General features: G+C 74.4%; 19 protein-coding genes. 14 read left to right on the top strand and 5 right to left on the bottom strand.

What is annotated here, in order from left to right; genetic code table 11:
- Positions 1 to 37: 37 nt before the first annotated feature.
- The gene (locus tag AC0B61_RS07160) at positions 38 to 1228 is read right to left on the bottom strand and encodes a sensor histidine kinase (RefSeq protein WP_471739790.1); all 1191 of its coding nucleotides are present in this window, start codon (positions 1226 to 1228) and stop codon (positions 38 to 40) included.
- Between the two features lie 357 nt (positions 1229 to 1585).
- On the opposite strand from AC0B61_RS07160, the gene AC0B61_RS07155 reads away from it, so the two are divergent.
- From AC0B61_RS07155 to htpX, 11 genes are all read left to right on the top strand, one after another.
- Positions 1586 to 2002, top strand: a complete 417-nt coding sequence (locus AC0B61_RS07155; RefSeq protein WP_471739593.1) for an NADH-quinone oxidoreductase subunit A — start codon at positions 1586 to 1588, stop codon at positions 2000 to 2002.
- A complete protein-coding gene (locus AC0B61_RS07150; protein ID WP_471739592.1) occupies positions 1993 to 2700 on the top strand; it encodes an NADH-quinone oxidoreductase subunit B in 708 nt (235 codons plus the stop codon). The genes AC0B61_RS07155 and AC0B61_RS07150 overlap by 10 nt, the downstream gene beginning before the upstream one ends.
- On the top strand, positions 2697 to 3857 hold the full coding sequence (locus AC0B61_RS07145; protein WP_471739591.1) for an NADH-quinone oxidoreductase subunit C: 1161 nt from the start codon (positions 2697 to 2699) through the stop codon (positions 3855 to 3857). The genes AC0B61_RS07150 and AC0B61_RS07145 overlap by 4 nt, the downstream gene beginning before the upstream one ends.
- Complete coding sequence (nuoH, locus tag AC0B61_RS07140) at positions 3854 to 4813, top strand: NADH-quinone oxidoreductase subunit NuoH (RefSeq protein WP_471739590.1); 960 nt, start codon at positions 3854 to 3856, stop codon at positions 4811 to 4813. Before AC0B61_RS07145 ends, nuoH begins: the two co-directional genes overlap by 4 nt.
- Entirely contained in the window at positions 4810 to 5385 is a 576-nt protein-coding gene (locus tag AC0B61_RS07135; RefSeq protein ID WP_471739589.1) for a NuoI/complex I 23 kDa subunit family protein, read from the top strand. The genes nuoH and AC0B61_RS07135 overlap by 4 nt, the downstream gene beginning before the upstream one ends.
- Positions 5382 to 6122, top strand: coding sequence for an NADH-quinone oxidoreductase subunit J family protein (locus AC0B61_RS07130; protein ID WP_471739588.1), 741 nt, complete (start codon positions 5382 to 5384; stop codon positions 6120 to 6122). Before AC0B61_RS07135 ends, AC0B61_RS07130 begins: the two co-directional genes overlap by 4 nt.
- Positions 6122 to 6496, top strand: coding sequence for an NADH-quinone oxidoreductase subunit NuoK (gene nuoK / locus AC0B61_RS07125; protein ID WP_471739587.1), 375 nt, complete (start codon positions 6122 to 6124; stop codon positions 6494 to 6496). Before AC0B61_RS07130 ends, nuoK begins: the two co-directional genes overlap by 1 nt.
- Complete coding sequence (locus AC0B61_RS07120) at positions 6493 to 8553, top strand: NADH-quinone oxidoreductase subunit 5 family protein (protein ID WP_471739586.1); 2061 nt, start codon at positions 6493 to 6495, stop codon at positions 8551 to 8553. The genes nuoK and AC0B61_RS07120 overlap by 4 nt, the downstream gene beginning before the upstream one ends.
- A 95-nt stretch (positions 8554 to 8648) precedes the next feature.
- Positions 8649 to 10229: a complex I subunit 4 family protein gene (locus AC0B61_RS07115; RefSeq protein ID WP_471739585.1), complete on the top strand. Its 1581-nt coding sequence runs from the start codon at positions 8649 to 8651 to the stop codon at positions 10227 to 10229.
- A 56-nt stretch (positions 10230 to 10285) separates the two neighbouring features.
- The gene (locus tag AC0B61_RS07110; protein WP_471739584.1) at positions 10286 to 11902 is read left to right on the top strand and encodes an NADH-quinone oxidoreductase subunit N; all 1617 of its coding nucleotides are present in this window, start codon (positions 10286 to 10288) and stop codon (positions 11900 to 11902) included.
- Between the two features lie 161 nt (positions 11903 to 12063).
- Positions 12064 to 12927 (top strand): zinc metalloprotease HtpX, encoded by an 864-nt coding sequence (gene htpX / locus AC0B61_RS07105; RefSeq protein ID WP_471739583.1) that lies wholly within the window; start codon positions 12064 to 12066, stop codon positions 12925 to 12927.
- A gap of 34 nt (positions 12928 to 12961) precedes the next feature.
- On the opposite strand, the gene AC0B61_RS07100 is transcribed toward htpX, so the two are convergent.
- A complete protein-coding gene (locus AC0B61_RS07100) occupies positions 12962 to 14416 on the bottom strand; it encodes an aminotransferase-like domain-containing protein (protein ID WP_471739582.1) in 1455 nt (484 codons plus the stop codon).
- Here AC0B61_RS07100 and AC0B61_RS07095 point away from each other — a divergent pair.
- From AC0B61_RS07095 to AC0B61_RS07085, 3 genes are all read left to right on the top strand, one after another.
- Positions 14415 to 15323: a DMT family transporter gene (locus AC0B61_RS07095; RefSeq protein WP_471739581.1), complete on the top strand. Its 909-nt coding sequence runs from the start codon at positions 14415 to 14417 to the stop codon at positions 15321 to 15323. The genes AC0B61_RS07100 and AC0B61_RS07095 overlap by 2 nt on opposite strands.
- Before the next feature lie 195 nt (positions 15324 to 15518).
- A complete protein-coding gene (locus AC0B61_RS07090) occupies positions 15519 to 15944 on the top strand; it encodes a BlaI/MecI/CopY family transcriptional regulator (RefSeq protein ID WP_471739580.1) in 426 nt (141 codons plus the stop codon).
- A 3-nt stretch (positions 15945 to 15947) separates the two neighbouring features.
- On the top strand, positions 15948 to 16895 hold the full coding sequence (locus AC0B61_RS07085) for a M48 family metalloprotease (RefSeq protein WP_471739579.1): 948 nt from the start codon (positions 15948 to 15950) through the stop codon (positions 16893 to 16895).
- A gap of 24 nt (positions 16896 to 16919) precedes the next feature.
- Here AC0B61_RS07085 and mug read toward each other — a convergent pair whose 3' ends face one another.
- The 3 genes from mug to AC0B61_RS07070 form a co-directional block, all read right to left on the bottom strand.
- A complete protein-coding gene (gene mug, locus AC0B61_RS07080; RefSeq protein ID WP_471739789.1) occupies positions 16920 to 17471 on the bottom strand; it encodes a G/U mismatch-specific DNA glycosylase in 552 nt (183 codons plus the stop codon).
- Positions 17472 to 17485: 14 nt separating this feature from the next.
- Positions 17486 to 18484 (bottom strand): phosphatase PAP2 family protein, encoded by a 999-nt coding sequence (locus tag AC0B61_RS07075; RefSeq protein ID WP_471739578.1) that lies wholly within the window; start codon positions 18482 to 18484, stop codon positions 17486 to 17488.
- A 100-nt stretch (positions 18485 to 18584) separates the two neighbouring features.
- On the bottom strand, positions 18585 to 19748 hold the full coding sequence (locus AC0B61_RS07070; protein ID WP_471739577.1) for an aminopeptidase P family protein: 1164 nt from the start codon (positions 19746 to 19748) through the stop codon (positions 18585 to 18587).
- Positions 19749 to 19763 lie beyond the last annotated feature (15 nt).

Genomic DNA, 19763 nt, shown 5'->3' with positions numbered 1-19763 from the left:
GTTTCCCGCCGGTCCCGCCGACCGGTGGCGGTGACGGTCAGCGGCGGGCGGTCCGGGTGCGCCAGGGCAGTTCGACGGTGATCGTGGTGGGCCCGGCCGCCGGGCTCTCCACCAGGAAGACCCCGTCCACCGCGCGGATCCGCTCGGCCAGCCCGGCCAGTCCGCTGCCCGGGTAGGCGGCCGCGCCGCCCTTGCCGTCGTCCTGGACCAGCACCATCAGCTGGTTGTCCGAGCGCCAGACGTCGACCGAGGCGGTGCGGGCCCCCGCGTGCTTGGAGACGTTGGTGAGCAGCTCGCTGACGGTGAAGTAGGCGATGCCCTCGACCGCCGAGTCCGGCCGCTCGGGCCCGCCGTCCCGGCCGGCCAGGTCGACGTTCACCTTGACCCCGCCGGGGACGGTGCAGCGGGCCGCGACCGCGGACAGCGCGGCGTCCAGGCCGCGGTCGGTGAGCACCGCGGGGTGGATGCCGCGGGCCAGGTCGCGCAGCTCCTGCAGGGCCAGCTTCACCTCGCCGTGCGCGTTGTCGACCATCTTCGCGGCGATCGCCACGTCGTCCTCGGACTCCACCTCGCGCAGCCGCTCCTTGGCCATGCCGAGGTCCATCGCCAGCGCGACCAGCCGGGCCTGGGCGCCGTCGTGCAGGTCGCGCTCGATCCGGCGCAGGTCGGCGGCGGCGGTGTCGACGACGGTGCCGCGGTCGTCCTCCAGCTCCCGCACCCGCTCGGCCAGGGCGCCGGGGAAGAGCAGCGACTCGATCAGGATCCGGTCGATCGCGGCCATGCCGCGGATCACCCAGGGCAGCAGCGGCCACAGCGCCACGACCGAGACCACGGTCAGCGTGAAGCTGAGGATGCCCCAGGGCAGCATCAGCACGTTGTAGAGCACGGTGCGCCAGTTCAGCAGGTCGGTGAGGTGGGCGATGGTGAAGCCCACCGCGCCCGGGCGGCGCGGGCTGGCCGGCGCCGGCTCGTCGATCGCCGAGCCGTACGCCGTCCGCGCCCGGCGCCGGCCCAGCGCGCCCAGGGTGCGCGAGGCGGCCAGCCCGCCGGCCAGCAGCGGCAGGCCGACCACGGTGACCGACAGGCCCAGACCGACCGACAGCGTCACGACGGACAGGACGAAACCGGCGACGCCCAGCGGCAGGTTGAGCAGCAACTGCCCGGCCTGGCGCCACATCCGCGCGCCGTACAGCGGAGGACGCTCCATCCGGGCGTCCTGCCCCTTCATGGCGTCCATGGCGCGGCGGTGCAGCGGCTTCATCCGGATCTACCGTCCCTCGTGGTCGTGCGGGTGGACCAAGCTTCCCGAACCGGGGGCGGTGGGTGCCATGGGGGTGATACATCTTCCCGGCCGGGGGTTATCCCCACCCCGCCCCGGTCTCCTGCGCCCCACCGGGCGTTCACCGGGGTGTCCACGGGCCGTCTTGCGGAGCGGGCAGGGTTCGGGTGGACCCGAGCCCTCCCCTTAGACTCACGCATTGGCCATGGTTGTGATCGTGGTTGCGACCCCTGGTTATGACCGTGCGAGGAAACGTCGTAGAACTGCCTTGAGGGGCGGATTCACGGCCGAGGTGGAGGCGAAGGCATGGAGTGGCAGCACGCGGCTGCCGTCGCGGCCGACCCGGCGGCCGGCAGCGGCTACTTCGACGCGTACGCCGCGATGGGCCTGCTGGCCGTCGTCGGGGTGCTCTTCGTCACCGTGGCGTTCACCGCCAACCGCCTGCTGCGGCCGGTGGTGTACTCGCCCGAGAAGCTCCTCGCCTACGAGTGCGGCGTCGACCCGGTGGGCGAGGACTGGGCGCACACCCAGATCCGCTACTACGTGTACGCCTTCCTGTACGTGATCTTCGCGGTCGACGCGATCTACCTGTTCCCGTGGGCGACCGTCTTCGCCACCGCCGGGTACGGCGCCGGAACGCTGATCGAGATGTTCCTCTTCATCGGCTTCCTCGCGGTCGGGCTGCTCTACGCCTGGAAGAAGGGCGTTCTGGAATGGACGTGACGCACTCCCACCCGCACGGCGCGCAGGGCGGCCCCGTTCCGCTCGGCCTGCCGGACCCGGCGCGCCCCGGCGCCGTCGAACGCCGCAGCCTCGGCCCGCTGGCCCGGCTCGCGCCGGACCCGGTCAAGGTGGTGCTCAACTGGGGCCGCCGCTACAGCCTCTGGTGCTTCAACTTCGGCCTGGCCTGCTGCGCGATCGAGTTCATCGCCGCATCCATGGCCAAGCATGACTTCATCCGGATGGGCGTCATCCCGTTCGCGCCCGGTCCCCGCCAGGCCGACCTGATGATCGTCTCCGGAACGGTCACCGACAAGATGGCGCCCGCCGTCAAGCGCCTCTACGAGCAGATGCCCGAGCCGAAGTACGTCATCTCCTTCGGCGCCTGCTCGAACTCCGGCGGCCCCTACTGGGACTCGTACTCGGTCACCAAGGGCGTGGACCAGATCATCCCGGTCGACGTCTACGTGCCCGGCTGCCCGCCGCGGCCGGAGGCGCTGCTCCAGGGCATCCTCAAGCTGCAGGAGAAGATCGCCGCCGAGTCCCTGCCCGGCCGCTACGCCGCGCCCGTGGCGGCGCTGCGCCGTCCGCTGGTGGCGGGGCCCGCGGCGGGAGCCGGTCCCGCTGCCGGGGCTGGGTCCGCTGCCGGGTCCGGCTCCGAGTCCGGGGCCGGGGCTTCGAGTGAGGGAGGGGTCTCGTGACCACGGCCGAGCAGTACGCGGCGTCGGTCGGGGAGTGGGCGACCGGCGCCGAGGCGTACGGGCTGACCACCGTCGACGTCCCGGCCGAGCACTGGATCGAGGCGCTCACCACCGCGCGGGACGTCCTGGGCCTCGGCTACTTCGACTGGCTGAGCGCCGTCGACGAGCTCGCCGAGGGCTTCTCCGTGGTCGCGCACCTGGCCGCCGTCGAGGCACCGGGCGTCCGGCACCTCGCCGTCCGCACCCGGCTGCCGCGCGACAGGGCGGCCCTGCCGACCGCCGTCTCCGTCTACGCCGGTGCCGCCTGGCACGAGCGCGAGACGCACGAGATGTTCGGCATCGACTTCCCCGGGCACCCCCATCTGGCCACCCTGCTGCTGCCGGACGGCTTCGAGGGGCACCCGCTGCGCAAGGAGTTCGTGCTCGCCGCCCGGGTCGCCAAGGCCTGGCCGGGGGCCAAGGAGCCGGGCGAGTCGGACCACGGCGACGGGCCGGTCCGGCGCAAGATGCAGCCGGCCGGTGTGCCGGACCCGAACGAGTGGGGACCGCTCAAGGGCACCCTGCCGCCGGTCGCCGAGCGGCCCGCGCGCGGTGCGCGGGCGGCGGGCGCCGCGGCGCGCACGCCCCGGGCGGCCGCGGCCGGGGCTGCCGGTGGCGGCGCTGGTGCCGTCGCTCCCGAGGGCGCGCCCGTGCGGGCGGACCGGCCGCGGCGTACGCGCTCGGTGTCGGAGGGCTCGGCGAGCCAGCCCGCTCCGGTTGCCGACGCCGCTCCTGCCAGCGACAGCGCCCCGGCCACCGACGCTGCTCCGGCCACCGGCGAAGGGGCGCCCGCCGTGCGGGCGGACCGGCCCCGGCGGACCAGGACGGCCGCCGAGGGCTCGGTCGGTCAGGGTTCGGCCGCTCAGGGTTCGGCCGGTCAGGGTTCGGCCGGTCAGGGTTCGGCCACTCAGGGTTCGGCCGGCCAGGGCTCCGACGAGCCCGAGGCGAAGCGCCCGGCCCCCGCCCGGCCCTCGTCCTCCGACGCGCCCTGGCACCATCCGGTGCCCGCCCACGACGACGAACCGTCGGGCGGGAAGGCCGCCGAGGAGCCGGGCGGGCCGGAGCAGCAGGACGAGACGGCGGCCGACCCGGCCGACCGGGACGGAGACGGCACGTGAACCTGCTCGACACGGTGCTGCGCTGCGTCGCCACCCTCGTCGTCTTCCTGGTCTTCCCGCTGGTCATCGGCCAGACCGAGCACAAGGTCATGGCGCACATGCAGGGCCGGCTCGGCCCGATGTACGCGGGCGGCTTCCACGGCTGGGCGCAGCTCGTCGCCGACGGCGTGAAGTTCGCGCAGAAGGAGGACATCGTCCCGGCCGGGGCGGACCGCAGGATCTTCCAGCTGGCGCCCGCCGTCTCCCTGCTGCCGTACCTCTTCGTGCTGCTGGCGATCCCGGTCGGCCCGAACGGCTTCGTCGGCCAGGCGATCGACGCCGGGCTGTTCTTCGTGCTGGCCGTGATGGGCGTCGGCGTGATCGGCAAGCTGATGGCCGGCTGGGCCTCGGCGAACAAGTTCTCGCTGCTCGGCGGCCTGCGCACGGCCGCGCAGCTGATGTCCTACGAGCTGCCGATGGTGCTGGCGGCGGCCTCGGTGGCGATGGCCGCGGGCACGCTCTCGCTGCCCGGGATCGTGGACTCCTGGCAGTGGTACTGGCTGCCCTGGCAGATCATCGGCGCGTTCGTGTTCTTCACGGCCGGCCTGGCCGAACTGCAGCGCCCGCCGTTCGACATGCCGGTCGCCGACTCGGAGATCATCTTCGGCGCGTACACCGAGTACACCGGTCTGCGGTTCGCGCTGTTCCTGCTGTCCGAGTACGTGGGCATCCTCGTGGTGTCCGCGCTGACCGCGGTGCTCTACCTGGGCGGCTGGCACGGGCCGATGGCGGACCAGCTCGGCTGGCTCTGGATGATCCTCAAGACCTTCGCGCTGGCCTTCGTGGTCATCTGGCTGCGGGTCACCTACCCGCGCCTGCGCGAGGACCAGCTGATGCGCTTCGCGTGGACGGTGCTGATCCCGCTCGCCCTGGTCCAGCTGGCCCTCACCGGCATCATCAAGGTGGCGATCTCATGAGCTTTCCCGGTGCGGGCCTCGCCAAGGGGCTGGCCGTCACGCTGCGGACGATGACGAAGAAGACCGTCACCGCGCAGTACCCCGACGTGCAGCCGGTGCTGCCGCCGCGTTCGCGCGGCGTCATCGCGCTGCTGGAGGAGAACTGCACGGTGTGCATGCTCTGTGCGCGCGAGTGCCCCGACTGGTGCATCTACATCGACTCCCACAAGGAGACGCTGCCGGCCGCCGAGCCGAACGCCCGGGCCCGTACCCGCAACGTGCTGGACCGGTTCGCCATCGACTTCTCGCTCTGCATGTACTGCGGGATCTGCATCGAGGTCTGTCCCTTCGACGCGCTGTTCTGGTCGCCCGAGTTCGAGTACGCCGAGACGGACATCCTCGAGCTGACCCACGAGCGGGACAAGCTCCGTGAGTGGATGTGGACCGTCCCGGCGCCGCCCGCCCTGGATCCGGCGGCCGAGGAGCCCAAGGAGATCGCCACCGCGCGCAAGGCGGCGGACAAGCTGGCGGCGGCTGCTGCTGCCGCTACTGCTTCGGAAGCGACGTCGGAAGAGAAGGGTGAGACCGAGTGAGTGTTCCCACCCTGCTCGCGGCGACCGGTTCACTGGAGCCGGCCGCCCGTTCGTTCCTGTCCCCGACCGGCCAGGAGATCGTCTTCCTGCTGGTCGGCATCGCCGTGCTCGGCTCGGCCGTGGTCGCCGTCACCACCAAGCAGCTGGTGCACGCCGCGCTCTGGCTGGTCGTCGCGCTCGGCGGGCTCGCGGTGGAGTTCCTGCTGCTCACCGCCGAGTTCATCGCCTGGGTGCAGGTGCTGATCTACCTCGGTTCGGTGGTCGTCCTGGTGCTGTTCGGGCTGATGCTCACCAGGGCGCCGATCGGGCGCTCGCCGGACGCGGACTCCAAGAACCGCTGGGTGGCCCTGGCCGTGGCGCTGGCCGCGGCCGGGACGCTGGTCACCCTGGTGGTCGACGCCTTCCGGACCTCCTGGATCGACCTCGGCGCGGGCGGCGGCTCCGCCGCCGTCACCGGCGCCTCCCTGTTCCGCAACTGGGTGCTGCCCTTCGAGGCGCTGTCCGTCCTGCTGCTGGCGGCGCTGGTCGGTGCGATCGTGCTGTCGCGCGGCTCGCAGCGGCGGGTGCCGGCGCCCCGGGCGGGCAAGCTGCGCGCCGGGCGGCCGGTCGGATCGAACGGGACGGTCGCCGCGACCGCGCCCAGGCCGGCGGCGCCCGAGCCGACCGCGCCCGAGCCCGAGCCGACCGAGCCCGGGCCGGCGGCGCCGGACTCCGCCGCGCCGGAGGAGAAGAGCTGATGCACCTCGCCTACCCCGTCGTCCTCGCCGCGCTGCTGTTCAGCGTCGGCGTGTACGGCGTGCTCGCCCGGCGCAACGCCGTCCTGGTGCTGATGTCGGTCGAGCTGATGCTCAACGCCGTCAACCTCGACCTGGTCGCCTTCGACGCCTGGCTGCGCGACTCGCTGCACGCCGGGCAGGCGCTCACCCTGTTCACCATCACCGTCGCTGCCGCCGAGATCGGGCTGGGGCTCGCCATCGTCCTGCTGCTGTTCCGGGCCCGGGGCACCGCGGACATCGACCGGGCCACGGCGCTCGGCGACCCGGCCGAGCCGCTCGCCACCGAGGAGGCGCCGACCGGAGCCGAGGCGCTGAAGGGCCAGGCCACCGCATGAACCTCGCCCTGCCCGCACTCGTCCCCGCGCTGCCCGCGCTCGGCGCGGCCGCGACCCTGGCCATCGGCAAGAAGGCGCCCGGGGCGGCCCGGCCGCTGGCGATCGTCCCGGTCGCCGTCTCCGCCGTGCTCGCCCTGGTGGTCGCCCTCCAGCTCGGCACCGGCCAGACCCTCGACGCGGCCACCCGGCTCACCCCGACCGGCGGCCCGGACCTCGCGCTCGCCCTCCACCTGGACGGCTTCAGCTCGCTGATCTCCGTGCTGGTCGGCCTGGTCGCCACCTGCGTCCAGGTCTATTCGACCGCGTACCTGAAGGAGGACCCGCGCTACCCGTCGTACGCGGCGCTGGTCTCCCTGTTCACCGCGGCGATGTTCCTGGTGGTCTACTCGGGCGACCTGATCGTGCTGCTGGTCGGCTGGGAGGTCATGGGCATCTGCTCGTACTTCCTGATCGGCCACCACTGGGAGACCGCGGACGCCCGTTCGGCCTCGCTCAAGGCCTTCCTGGTCACCAAGCTCGGCGACGTGCCGTTCCTGTTCGGGATCTTCCTGCTCGGCGCCGACGCCGGCAGCTTCCGGATCCCGGACGTACTGGCGGCCGCGGGCGAGGGCAGGCTCGGCCACCCGACGCTGACCGCGCTGCTGCTGCTCGCCGGCGTGGCCGGCAAGAGCGCGCAGTTCCCGCTGCACACCTGGCTCCCGGACGCGATGGCCGGCCCGACGCCGGTCTCCGCGCTGATCCACGCCGCCACCATGGTCGCGGCCGGCATCTACCTGGTCGCCCGGCTGCTGCCGGTCTTCCTGCTGTCGGGCGCGGCGCTGGTCGTGCTCGCCGTGATGGCCGCCGTGACGATGATCGGCTCGGCCCTGTGCGCGCTCGCCCAGGACGACCTCAAACGGGTGCTCGCCTACTCCACCGTCGGCCAGCTCGGCTACATGGCCGGTGCGCTGGCCGCCGGGGACCGCGAGGCCGCCGTGTTCCACCTGGTCAGCCACGGCGCGTTCAAGGCGCTGCTGTTCCTGGCCGCCGGTGTGGTGATCCACGCCGCGCACACCAACTCGATCTCCGCGATGTCCCGGATCCCGGGGCTGCGCAAACGCGTCCCGGACGCCTACTGGACGCTGGGCATCGCGCTGGTCGCCCTGGTCGGGCTGCCGCCGTTCTCCGGATTCTTCAGCAAGGAGGCGGTGCTGACCGCCGCCGAGCACGCCGCCAAGGGCGAGGCGCTCACCAACGGGCTCGGCCCCGTCTCGTCGGTGCCGCAGGCGGCCGGGTGGATCGTGCTGATCTCCGCCGGGCTCACCGCGCTGCTCACCGCCGCGTACGCGACCCGGCTGTTCCTGGTGGCCTTCCACAGCCCGGCCGGTGCCGCCGCGGCCGCGCCGCAGGTGCTGCCCGCCGCCGACCGGGCCACCGTCGCGGCCGACCACGAGGCGGACGCGCCCTACTCGCCCGAGCTCGACGAGGCCGATCCGGCCACCGCCGAGCCGCCCGCGATGCGCTGGCCGCTCTGGGTCCTGGCCGTCCCGACCATGGGCTTCGGGATCGCCGGCCTGCGCTCGGACTGGCTGCCCGCGCTGCTGGACGGCGGCACGCTGCGGCCCTCCGGGGTCACCGCCGTCACCGGCACCGGACTCGCCGTGGTCGGCGTGCTCGCGGCGTACGGCGCCTGGCGCTCGGCGACCGCCCGGCTGGACACCGGCCGACCCGCCCCGGCCGTCGTCGGCCGGGTGCCAGGGCAGGCCGGGGCCCCGGCCGTCGAGGTGATCGTCGCCGACCCCGGGCGCACCCTGCTCGGCCCGCTGTTCGGCCCGGCCCGGCACGGCTTCGGCGTCGACCGGCTGTACGGGGTGCTGTTCGTCCGCCCGGTGGTCGCCGCCGCCCGGCTGGTCCGCTTCCTGGACCGCGAGGTCGTCGAGGCCTACGTGCGCGGCAGCGGGGTGGGGGCCAACCTGCTCGGCCGGGCCGTCCGGCTCGCGCAGACCGGCAACGCGCAGACCTACCTCAGCGCCCTGCTCGCCGCCGTCGTCCTGCTGGCCGTCCTGGTGGCGGTGTAGCCGGTGCCGCCCTCCGCCGCCGTCCTCCCGGCTTCCGCCCCCGCCGCCGCCCCTTCCGTCTCCGCCCCGTCGACCGCCGCACGTAGGAGCCCCCGATGAACGCAGTCCTCATCGCCCTCCTGGTGCTGCCGCTGCTCGGCGCCGCGCTCACCCTGGCCCCGGTGTTCGGGCCGGACCGGGCCGTCGCCGACCGGCGGGCGCTGCGGCTGAACACCGTCGTCACCGGAGCGGTGCTCCTGCTCGCGGTCGCCCTCGCGGCCGGCTTCGACCACGACCGGCCGGCCCGGATGCAGGCCACCACCGACGTGTCCTGGATCCCGGCCCTGCACGTGCGCCTCCACCTCGGCGTGGACGGCGTCTCGCTGCCGCTGGTCGTGCTGACCGCGCTGCTCACCTTCCTCTGCGCGCTGTACTCGGAGAAGCGGCTGCCCGGCGGGGACGCCCGGGGCGGTGCGCCTGACGGGGCCCGCCCGTCCGCGCAGGCCTTCGTCGGGCTGTTCCTCCTCCTCGAAGTCGGCATGCTCGCCACCTTCGCGGTGCTGGACCTCCTGCTCTTCTTCCTGGCCTTCGAGATCGTGCTGATCCCGATGTACTTCCTGATCGCCCGCTGGGGGAGCGGCGCGAAGGCCCCCGCCGCCAACCGGTTCATCCTCTACACGCTGCTCGGCTCGGCCGTGATGCTGCTCGGCTTCCTGCTGATCGGCAGCAAGGCCGGCACCTTCGACATGCAGGCCCTGGCCGCCGCGCACGGCAGCGGCCTGAGCCACACCACCCAGGTGATCGCCGCGCTGGCGATCCTGGTCGGCCTCGCGGTCAAGGCCCCCGCCTGGCCGCTGCACAGCTGGCTCCCCGACGCGCACACCGCCGCACCGACGGTGGGATCGGTGCTGCTCGCCGGCGTGCTGCTGAAGATGGGGACGTACGGCCTGGTCCGCGTCCTCCTCCCGGTCGTGCCGGACGGCACCGCCACGCTCGCCCCATACCTGGGCGCGTTCGCCGCCGTCGGCATCGTCTACGGGTCGCTGGCCTGCCTGGCGCTGTCCCGCCGGGGGGCCAAGGGCGACCTGAAGCGCCTGATCGCGTACTCCTCCGTGGGCCACATGGGCTTCGTGCTGCTGGGCATCGCCTCCCTCACCCCGGTGGGCGTCAACGGTGCGCTGTTCGCCAACATCGCCCACGGCCTGATCACCGGCCTGCTGTTCTTCGTCGTCGGCGCGCTCAAGGACCGCTACGGCACGGCCGACCTCGACACCCTCGCCGGCGCCACCGGCGCCGCCCTGTACGGCCGGGCACCACGGCTCGGCGCCCTGCTCGCCTTCGCCGCCGTCGCCAGCCTCGGGCTGCCCGGCCTGGCCGGCTTCTGGGGCGAGCTGCTCGCCATGTTCGGCGCGTTCGACCCCGCGCAGGGGCTGTCCCGCCCCGCCTTCGTCACCTACATGGTCCTGGCCGGCCTCGGCACCCTCCTCACCGCCGCCTACCTGCTGGTCGTCGTCAAGCGCGTCTGCACGGGCGACCCCGAGCAGCCCGCGCCGGTGGCCGGGGTGGCCGACCTGCGCCCGTACGAGGCCGTCAGCTGGGTGCCGCTGGCCGCGCTCACCCTGCTCGCCGGCCTCTGGCCCGCGCTTCTGCTCGGCCTTTCGAACCCCGCCGTCAAGCACCTCCTCGGGGGTGGCTGACCGTGCTCGCAGCCCACACCGCCGCACTCGGACCTCACTCCACGGGGCAGCACACTGTGACCTCCCTCGCCGTAGCCAACCCGGGCAGCCTGATCCAGTCCGTGGACTGGGTGGCGATCGCGCCCCCGCTGATCGCCGCTGCGGCCGCCCTCGCCGTGCTGGTCACGGACCTGTTCCTGCCCGAGCGGCACAAGAAGTGGCTCGGCCGCCTCACCGCGGCCGGACTCGCCCTCGCCCTCATCGCGCTCCTCCCCCTCACCGGAAAGTCACCCCGGGCGACCTTCTGCGTGCAGAACGTAGCAGGCGCCACTGACACTCCATCGATCGGCGGTTCTGCGGGCGGCTGCTCGTACGTCGCCGACCATTTCGCCCTGGTGTTCCAGCTGCTCGTCCTCGGCGGCGCGCTGATCGCGGCCCTGCTCTCGGCCCACACCGTGGACGACGAGAAGCTGCCCAGGGGCGAGTACTGGTTCCTGCTGCTCTCCAGCGCCGCCGGCGCCGCCCTGCTGCCCGCCTCCCGGGACCTCGCCACCATGGTGATCGCCCTGGAGGTGGCCTCGCTGCCCGCCTTCGCCCTGGTCGCGCTGCGCCGGGACGGCCGGGGCGCCGAGGCCGCGCTCAAGTTCTTCGTCTCCTCCGTGACCGCGACCGCCGTGATGCTGCTCGGCGTCGGCTTCGTCTACGCGGCGAGCGGCAGCCTGCACCTCGGCGCCGTCGCCCAGGGGCTGGAGCACGCCCCCGCGCAGCTCAAGCCGCTCGCCGAGGCGGGTGCGGTGCTGACCCTCGTCGGCTTCGCGTTCAAGGTCGCCGCCGTCCCGTTCCACTTCTGGGTGCCCGACACCTACACCGGCGCCCCGTTGCCGGTGGCCGGCTACCTCTCGGTGGTCGGCAAGGCGGCCGGCCTCTCCGGGCTCGCGCTGGCCACCACCATCGCCTTCCGTCCGTACGCGCACACCTGGGGGCTGGTGCTCGCGGTGCTGGCCGCCGTCACCATGACCGTCGGCAACGTCGGCGCGCTGCGGCAGCGCTTCGACACCCGGTACAGCGCGGTGCGGCTGCTCGCCTGGTCCTCGGTCGGCCAGGCCGGGTACCTGCTGGTGCCGCTCGCCGCGGCCGGTTACGCGTCCGGCGGGGCCGAGCACCCCTCGGTGCGGGCCTTCGGCCAGGAGGGGCCGATCGGCGCCACCGCCGCGTACGCGCTGATCTACGGCGTGGTGAACCTGGGCGCCTTCGGGGTGGTCGCGGCTGTCGGCCGCCGGCCCGGGACCAGCGTGGACGACTTCCGCGGCCTGTTCGCCCGCCGCCGCTGGACGGCGCTGGCGCTCGCCTTCTTCCTGCTCTGCCTGGCCGGGCTGCCGCCGGGCGTGATCGGCCTGTTCGGCAAGGTCGTGGTGTTCCGTGCGGCCGTCGACGCCGGGCTGGGCTGGCTGGCCGTGGTGATGGCCGCCAACGTGGTCGTCGCCCTGTACTACTACCTGCTGTGGACGGCGCGGCTGTTCGCGCCGGAGGCCGAGCAACCGGCAGCCGACCGGGCGGCGGGCGCCACGGCCGGGGCCGAGCACCGACTGCCGGTGAGCCTGACCGCGACGCTGGGGCTCACCGCCGCGGTGGCGGTGGTCCTGTCGGTGGCGCCGCAGCTCGTCCTGCAGGTCGCGGGCGGCTCGCTGTTCTGAGCCGTCCCGAGCTGTCCCGAGCTGTCCCGAGCCGCCCCCAGGGGTAGGTCCGTCGGTGTCGCGTCGGTCACAAGGGAACAAGCTCCCAGGCCCCGCCCGTTGTCCGGGCACGAGGGACGAGGCAGAAAGGGCTTCCCCACCGCACCACTGGAGGGCCTGACGTGCACCGCCGGCACAACGGACTGAGGACCGCCGTCCTGCTCGGCGGCCTCTCGGCGCTGATCCTGGTGATCGGCGGCTTCTTCGGCCGCACCGGCCTCCTGGTCGCCCTGCTGGTCGCCCTCGGGACCAACGCCTACGCGTACTGGAACAGCGACACGCTCGCACTGCGGGCCATGCGGGCCCGGCCGGTCAGCGAGTTCGAGGCGCCCCGGCTGTACCGGATCGTGCGCGAGCTCTCCACCGCGGCCCGCCAGCCGATGCCCCGCCTCTACATCTCCCCGACCCCCGCCCCGAACGCCTTCGCCACCGGCCGCAACCCGCGCAACGCGGCGGTCTGCTGCACCGAGGGCATCCTGCGGATGCTCGACGAGCGCGAGCTGCGGGGCGTGCTCGGCCACGAGCTGAGCCACGTCTACAACCGGGACATCCTGATCTCCTCGGTCGCCGGGGCGCTCGCCTCGGTGGTGATGTTCCTGGTGAACTTCGCCTGGCTGATCCCGTTCGGGCGCGACGAGGACGACGACGGGCCCGGGCTGTTCGGGATGCTCGCCATCATGATCCTCGGGCCGCTCGCCGCCGGACTGATCCAGTTGGCGGTCAGCCGCTCCCGCGAGTACCAGGCCGACGCCGACGGCGCCCGGATCACCGGCGACCCGCTCGCCCTCGCGAGTGCCCTGCGCAAGCTCGACGCCGGCACCCGCCGACTGCCGCTGCCGCCCGAGCCGCAGCTCCAGACAGCGAGCCACATGATGATCGCGAGCCCCTTCCGCCCGGGCGAGGCCGGTGCCAGGCTCTTCTCCACCCACCCCCCGATGGCCGAGCGCGTCGCCCGCCTGGAGCGGATGGCAGGCCACGGGCGGTAGGGGCCGGCGGCCGCCGGGCCGTTCGCACCGCGGGTCAGGCGGTGACTTCCTCGTACGCCGTCCGGAGGCGGTGGATGCCGTCGGTGACCTGGGCGAGGCTTTCGGCGGCGGCGTAGCTGACGCGGAGGTGGGGGGCCGGGGGTTCGGCGGCGTGGTACGGGCGGCCGGGGGTGACCTGGACGCCGGCGCGCAGGGCGGCGGCGGTGACGGCGCCGTCGTCGGTGCCGTCCGGGAGGCGCAGCCACAGGTGGTAGCCGCCGGGGCGGTGGGCGGTGCGGACGTCGGGCAGTTCGCGGTGCAGGGCGGCGACGGCGGCGGTGCGGCGGTCGCGCAGTTCGGCGCCGAGGGTGCGCAGGTGGCGGGCCCAGGCGGGGTCGGCGACCAGTTCCAGGGTGGCCTCCTGGAGCGGCCGGGGCACGAAGAAGCTGTCCACCACCTGGGTGGCCCGTAGCCGGGCGAGGGCCGGGCCGCGCGCGGTGAGGGCGCCGACCCGCAGGTTGGGGGAGGCCGCCTTGGTCAGTGAGCGCAGGTGCACCACGACGCCGTCCCGGTCGTCGGCGGCGAGCGGGCGCGGCAGCGCGGGGGCGTCCGCGTGGACCAGCAGCCGGGCGAAGTCGTCCTCGACCACGAACGCCCCGGCGGCCCGGGCGATCCGCAGCACGTCCGCCCGCCGTTCGGGCGAGAGCACCGCGCCGGTGGGGTTCTGGAACAGCGGCTGGCAGACGAAGACCCGTGCCCGGGTGGCGGCGAAGGCGTCGGCCAGCAGGTCGGTGCGGACGCCGTCGGCGTCGACCGGGACGGGTACGGGCCGCAGTCCGGCGGCCCGGACGACCGCGAGGATGCCCGAGTACGTCGGCGACTCGACGAGCACCGGCGAGCCGGGGGCGGCGAGCGAGCGCATGGCGACGGTGAGCCCGCTCTGCCCGCCGGAGGTGATCAGGACGTCCCCGGCGCCGATCGGTCCGCCGTGGCCGCCGATGTCGCGGGCGAACCAGCCGCGCAGTTCGGTGAGGCCGTCGGTGGGCGGCCGGTCCCAGGCGCCGGGGCGCCGCCCGGCCCGGGCGAGGGCGGTGGCGAGCGGGCGTTCGGGCAGCAGGGAGGCGTGCGGGTAGCCGCTGTTGAGGTCGATGACGTCGGGCGGCGGTACCCGGAGGGTGGCGAACACGGGGGCGGCGAGCAGGTCGCGCGGGCCGGAGTCGGCGCTGAGCGCGACCTCCTGCCAGGAGAGGTCGCCGGGGCGTCCGGCGGGGGCGGCGGGCGCGGCCGGGGCCGCGGCGAAGGGCGCCGCGCGGAAGACCCCCGCGCCCGGCCGGGAGACCACCAGCCCCTCGGCCACGAGGACGGCGATGGCCCGGGAGACCGTCACCGGGCTGACCTGGTGGCGCTCCATCAGGGCCCGGCTGGAGGGCAGCTTTCGCCCGTCCTGGTAGCGCTCGACCTCCTGCCGCAGACTGTCGGCGAGTTCGGTCACGCTGCTACGCTCATTCATGACGACACAAGATAGCGCTACCCGCCCAGAGGTGATAGCACCTCAGCCCGCCCCGGCCTCCGGCGCCGTCCTCGCCGCCCTGGGGGTGGCCTCGTTCTCGCTCAGCTTCCCCGCCACCGCGTGGTCCCTGACCGGCTTCGGGCCGTGGTCCTCGACCGGCCTGCGCGGCGTCCTGGCCGGGGTGCTGGCCGCGGTCTACCTGCTGGCCACCGCCGCCCCGCTGCCGCAGCGCCGGCACTGGCCCGGCCTGCTGGCGGTCTCCGGCGGCTGCGTCGTCGGCTTCCCGCTGCTGACCACGCTCGCCCTGCGCACCTCCTCGACCGCCCACTCGGCGGTGGTCATCGGCGTCCTGCCGCTGGCCACCGCGGTGGTCGCGGCGCTGCGGACGGGCCGTCGGCCGTCCCGGGCGTTCTGGGCGGCGGCGTCGGCCGGGGCGGTGGCCGTGCTCACCTTCACCCTGCTGCAGAGCCACGGCCGGCCGACCGTCGCCGACCTGTACCTGTTCGTCGGGGTGGTGGTCTGCGCGGCCGGCTACGCGGAGGGCGGGCGGCTGTCCCGGGACCTCCCGGGCGCCCGGGTGATCGCCTGGGCGGTGCTGGCCGCGCTGCCCGTGATGCTGCTGACCTCTGCGGTCGGGCTGGCCGCCGAGCCGGTGCGGCTCGGGGCGAAGGCGCTGGCCGGGCTGGTGTACATCGCGGCGGTGTCGCAGTTCGGCGGGTTCGTGCTCTGGTACCGGGGGATGGCCGGGATCGGCGTGCCGAGGGCCAGTCAGCTGCAGCTCGCGCAGCCGCTGCTGACGCTGGTCTGGTCGGTGCTGCTGCTCGGCGAGGAGCTGCCGGCGGCCGCGCCGGTCACGGCGGTGGTCGTGCTGACGTGCATCGCGGTGACCCAGCGAGCCCGGAGCTGAGCCGCCGTACGGCTGGAGCCGAGCGGCCGTACGGGCGGTGCCGAGCGGCCGTACGGCGGGTGCCGGGCCGCCGTGGTCGGCCCCGCGCCGGGCCGGCCGGGCCCTCGCGCGGACCGGTCCGCGGCGGCCCGTCGCTCGTTAGGATGAACGCGTGCCCGGCGGTCCGGGCGCGGCATCCGGAGGGAGTGGGCCGTCATGGCAGACGAGAGGCACGCCCCGGCGACCGGGGACGCGCCGGCCCGGCGACGCGGCCAGGGCGAGCTGGAGGCGCAGGTGCTGGCGCTGCTCCAGCAGGCGCCCGGCCCGGCCGCCGCGGGGTGGGTCCAGGAGCGCCTGGAGGGCGACCTGGCGTACACCACGGTGATGACCATCCTGTCCCGGCTGCACGCCAAGAACGCCGTCACCCGGACCCGTTCCGGCCGCTCCTACCTGTGGCAGGCCTCCTCCGACGCCGCCGGACTGGCGGCGCTGCGGATGCGCCGGATGCTCGACGGGGAGGCCGACCGGGACGCCGTCCTGGCCAGTTTCGTCAGCGCGCTGCTGCCGCACGACGAGGAACTGCTCCGGGCGCTGCTCGACGCCGCGTCCGCCGATCCGGCAGCGACCGACCGTGAGAGCTGAGCCGTGGGCTTCTTCGTCTTCCTCCCGCTCGTCCTGCCGCTCACCGCGGTCCCGATCGCGCGCCTGACCGAGCAGCACCTGCACCCGCGCGGCGCGGCCCGGCTGATGACCGGGATCAGCGCGGTGATGGCGGTGTGCAGCGTGCTCTGCCTCGGCCTGATCGGAGTCGTCGGCACCGCGCAGATCCCCGGCAACCCGCTGCCGGACAGCTGGTCCGACCCGGAGGTGCGGGCCGCGCTGCCGTACCACGAGACGGTCGGGACGGCCGCGATGTGGCTACTGGCACTGGTGGTCGCCGCCTGCGCCCGGACGGTCGTACGGCACCTGCGGGTGCGTGCCCGGGCCCGGCGCGCGCTGACCGGGCTGCCCGCCCGGACGGGGCCGTCGGACGACCTCGCGGTGCTGCCGGACCACAGCCCGTACGCCTACGCGCTGCCCGGCTCGCCCGGGCGGGTGGTGGTCTCCACCGGGATGCTGGCGGGCTTGGCCGCGGACGAGCGCGAGGCGCTGCTCGCCCACGAGCGGGCGCACCTGCGCCACCGCCACCACCGGTACCTGCTGACCACCCAGCTCGCCGCCTGCGTCAATCCCTTCCTGCGGCCCCTGCAGGACGCGGTGGCGTACAGCGCTGAGCGGTGGGCGGACGAGGACTCGGCGCAGGTCGTGGGGGACCGCCGGATCACCGCGCGGGCGGTGGCCCGGGCGGCCCTGGTGTCGCACGCCGCGCCGGCGCCCGGCTTCGCGGCCTTCGCCGCCCCGGCCGGCCCGGTGCCGCGCCGGGTCGCCGCGCTGCTCGGCCCGGTGCCGACCTCCCGCAACTGGCCGCCGGCCAAGACCCCGGCGGGGCTGGCGGCGATGGTCGCGGCGATCGGTACGGCGGCGTCGGCGCTGTGCGCGCTCAACGCCGCCGTGGCCCTGCTGGTGGTGCTGAAGGCCGTCACCCCGCTGTAGACGCTGCAAGGGCGGCCGCGCCTCTCAGGCCTCTCGGGCCTCGACCGCCTCCCGCAGCTTGCGGAACTCCTCGGCCAGGGCGTCCAGGGTGTAGTGCGCGTTGAGGCCGCTGGAGTTGGGCAGCACCCACACCTCGGTGGTGCCGATGCCCTCCGGCTGGCGCCCGATGGTGGCCCGCCGCTGCCCGAAGGCCGTCCGGTAGGCACCGATGCCGAGGACGGCCAGGGCCCGGGGCCGTAGCCGCAGCACCCGGGCGCGGAGCGCGGCGCCGCCCTCGCGCAGTTCCTCGACGGTCAGCTCGTCCGCCTTGGCGGTGGTGCGCGGGGCGACGTTGGTGATGCCGAGGCCGAGGGCGGGCAGCTCGTCCTGCTCGTCCGGCCGGAGCCGGCGCCCGGTGAAGCCGGAGCGGTGCAGCGCCGGCCAGAAGCGGTTGCCGGGGCGGGCGAAGTGGTGCCCGGTGGCGCCGGACCACAGGCCCGGGTTGATGCCGCAGAACAGCACCCGCAGTCCGGGCCCGACGACATCCGGGATGGTGGTGTCCTTGGCGGCCAGCAGCTGCTCGGCGGTGGGTTTCATCGGTGCGTGCGACGTCACCCGGCCAAGTCTGCCCTGCCCTCCGCCGGTGCCGTGCGGCGGCCGTGCAGCCACCGCAGGCCGAACACCACCGCGGCCGCGTACGCCCAGCCGACGAAGACGTCGATGATGAAGTGCTCCGCGCCGTAGACCAGGGTGAACGTCATCGCGAGCGGATAGGCGACCAGTACCGCCCGCAGCCGGGGGCCGGCGGTGGGCCAGAAGAAGAAGAGCAGCATCGCCGGGTAGGCGGAGTGCAGCGAGGGCATCGCGGCGACGTCGTTGGCGAACTGGCTGCCGTTCTCCAGCAGTGAGTCGGCCTGCGGCAGCCCGCTCACCGAGATCACCTCCCAGACCACCCGGGACACGTGCGGCAGGTTGCCCTGCTGGGCGACCAGCCACGGCGGGTCGGCCGGGTAGAGCAGGTAGGTGGCGAAGCCGGCGAAGGTGAGCGTCAGGTAGCAGGCGAGCAATTGTCGGAAGCGGTGGTGCGCGCGCCGCCAGAGCACGGCGAGCAGGAGGAAGACCACGAAGAAGTGCGACAGGTAGACGCCCACCGCCGCGTAGTCGTACCAGTGCGGGGATCCGGGGGTGTAGAGCGCGTGCTGGAGCCGGACGGTCCAGGTGTCGCCGAAGCCGAGCACTTCGTCGAAGCGCAGTTGCGGCAGCCAGTGCGGCGCCCACGGGGTGTGCGCGCCGTAGCCGCGCAGCAGCGAGTACACCCACACCACGGCCATCACCGGCACCCAGTCGCGCAGGACCAGGAGGAAGCCGCGGGCGCCGTGCCCGCTGTGCACGGCGGCGGTGAGCAGCGCCGCGATCAGCCAGAGGAACAGCACGTCGTTGGCGGCGGGGATGCCCTCGCTGCTCAGGAACCAGACGAGACCGGTCAGGTAGAGCGGCCACGCCAGGAGCCGGAGTCTCGACCAGCCCGTCACGCGGGGGCGGGGCGGAGGCACCGGGCGCGGTTGCCCGGGCCGCGCGGTCCGGGCGGCCGGGTCGAGGGTCTTGGTCATGCGCACCGAAACTAGCAACCCTAACTTGGAGGACGCTGGGTGGAGTATGACCGGATCGTAAGAACGCCTGATCCGGTGGGCCGCGCGGGCGGCCCCGTGGTCACGCCACGATGCCCAGCTCGTGCGGGGTGTTGTTGAAGCGGCGGCCGCCGGTCGTGGTGACGGTGACGATGTCCTCGATCCGCACCCCGAACCGGCCGGGCAGGTAGATCCCGGGCTCGATGGAGAAGCACATGCCCGGCACCAGCGGGCGCTCCTCGCCCTCCACCAGGTACGGCGGTTCGTGCGTCGTGGTGCCGATGCCGTGCCCGGTGCGGTGGATGAAGTACTCGCCGTAGCCGCCCTCCGTGATGACCCGGCGGGCGATCCGGTCGATCTCCTGGCAGGCGACGCCGGGGCGGACGGCCTCGAAGGCGGTCTGCTGGGCGCGCCGGACCAGGTCGTGCACCTTCCGCACCTCGGCCGGGACGTCCGGGCCGACGTGCACCGTCCGGGTGGTGTCGGAGCCGTAGCCGTCCTTGAGGCCGCCGAAGTCCAGCACCACGGTGTCACCCGTCCGGATGACCCGGTCACCGGCCTCGTGGTGCGGGTCGGCGCCGTTCGGGCCGGAGCCGACCACGGTGAAGTCGACCCGGCTGTGCCCGTACTGGATGAGCAGCGCGCCGAGGTCGGCGGCCACGTCGGTCTCCCGGCGGCCCGCGAAGTCGACCTCCAGGATCCTCCGGTAGGCGGCGTCCGCGGCGCCGCCGGCCGCGGCCAGGCGGTCCAGTTCCTCGGTGTCCTTGACGGCGCGCAGCATCGGCAGGGTCTCGGTGAGCGAGGTGAAGGCGGTGCGGGGCAGTGCGGCCTGGAAGCCGAGCAGGTGCATCGCCCAGGTGTTGTCGGAGACGCCGTACCGCCCGGCCGGGTCGAGCAGCGGGCCGGCGGTGGCGAACGGGTCCTCGCCGTCGGACCAGTCGAGCAGCCGGACGGCCTCGGCACCGACCGCCTTCTCGGCGTCCGGGCGCTCCAACTTGGGGACCACCAGGGTGGGTTCGGCCCCGGCCGTGAGGACGAGGGCGGTCAGCCGCTCGGTGATCGCGGTGGGCGTGTACCCGCACAGGTACGCCAGGTCGGGCCCGGGGGCGACGACCAGGCCGGCCAGCCCGGCGGCGCTCGCCTCGGCGGTGGCCCGGGCCATCCGGGCGGTGTAGTCCTCGACGGTGAAGGGGCGGGGCACGGCGGTTCCTCCTCTGCGGGGCGGACGGGCTCTGCTGGAACCCATACTCCTCGAATTCCC

This window comes from Kitasatospora sp. NPDC023385 (assembly GCF_055664045.1).
Note: the sequence above shows the minus strand (reverse complement) of the source record. Positions and strands in the feature narration are given on the sequence as shown.

Excerpts from the sequence above, each read along its gene's own strand:
- AC0B61_RS07135 (WP_471739589.1), top strand. The coding sequence starts at position 4,810 with ATGAGCTTTCCCGGTGCGGGCCTCGCCAAGGGGCTGGCCGTCACGCTG.
- AC0B61_RS07115 (WP_471739585.1), top strand. The coding sequence starts at position 8,649 with ATGAACGCAGTCCTCATCGCCCTCCTGGTGCTGCCGCTGCTCGGCGCC.
- AC0B61_RS07155 (WP_471739593.1), top strand. The coding sequence starts at position 1,586 with ATGGAGTGGCAGCACGCGGCTGCCGTCGCGGCCGACCCGGCGGCCGGC.
- mug (WP_471739789.1), bottom strand. The coding sequence starts at position 17,471 with ATGAAACCCACCGCCGAGCAGCTGCTGGCCGCCAAGGACACCACCATC.
- AC0B61_RS07090 (WP_471739580.1), top strand. The coding sequence starts at position 15,519 with ATGGCAGACGAGAGGCACGCCCCGGCGACCGGGGACGCGCCGGCCCGG.
- AC0B61_RS07100 (WP_471739582.1), bottom strand. The coding sequence starts at position 14,416 with ATGAATGAGCGTAGCAGCGTGACCGAACTCGCCGACAGTCTGCGGCAG.
- AC0B61_RS07095 (WP_471739581.1), top strand. The coding sequence starts at position 14,415 with ATGACGACACAAGATAGCGCTACCCGCCCAGAGGTGATAGCACCTCAG.
- AC0B61_RS07160 (WP_471739790.1), bottom strand. The coding sequence starts at position 1,228 with ATGAAGGGGCAGGACGCCCGGATGGAGCGTCCTCCGCTGTACGGCGCG.
- AC0B61_RS07150 (WP_471739592.1), top strand. The coding sequence starts at position 1,993 with ATGGACGTGACGCACTCCCACCCGCACGGCGCGCAGGGCGGCCCCGTT.
- AC0B61_RS07070 (WP_471739577.1), bottom strand. The coding sequence starts at position 19,748 with ATGGGTTCCAGCAGAGCCCGTCCGCCCCGCAGAGGAGGAACCGCCGTG.
- AC0B61_RS07120 (WP_471739586.1), top strand. The coding sequence starts at position 6,493 with ATGAACCTCGCCCTGCCCGCACTCGTCCCCGCGCTGCCCGCGCTCGGC.
- nuoK (WP_471739587.1), top strand. The coding sequence starts at position 6,122 with ATGCACCTCGCCTACCCCGTCGTCCTCGCCGCGCTGCTGTTCAGCGTC.
- AC0B61_RS07075 (WP_471739578.1), bottom strand. The coding sequence starts at position 18,484 with ATGACCAAGACCCTCGACCCGGCCGCCCGGACCGCGCGGCCCGGGCAA.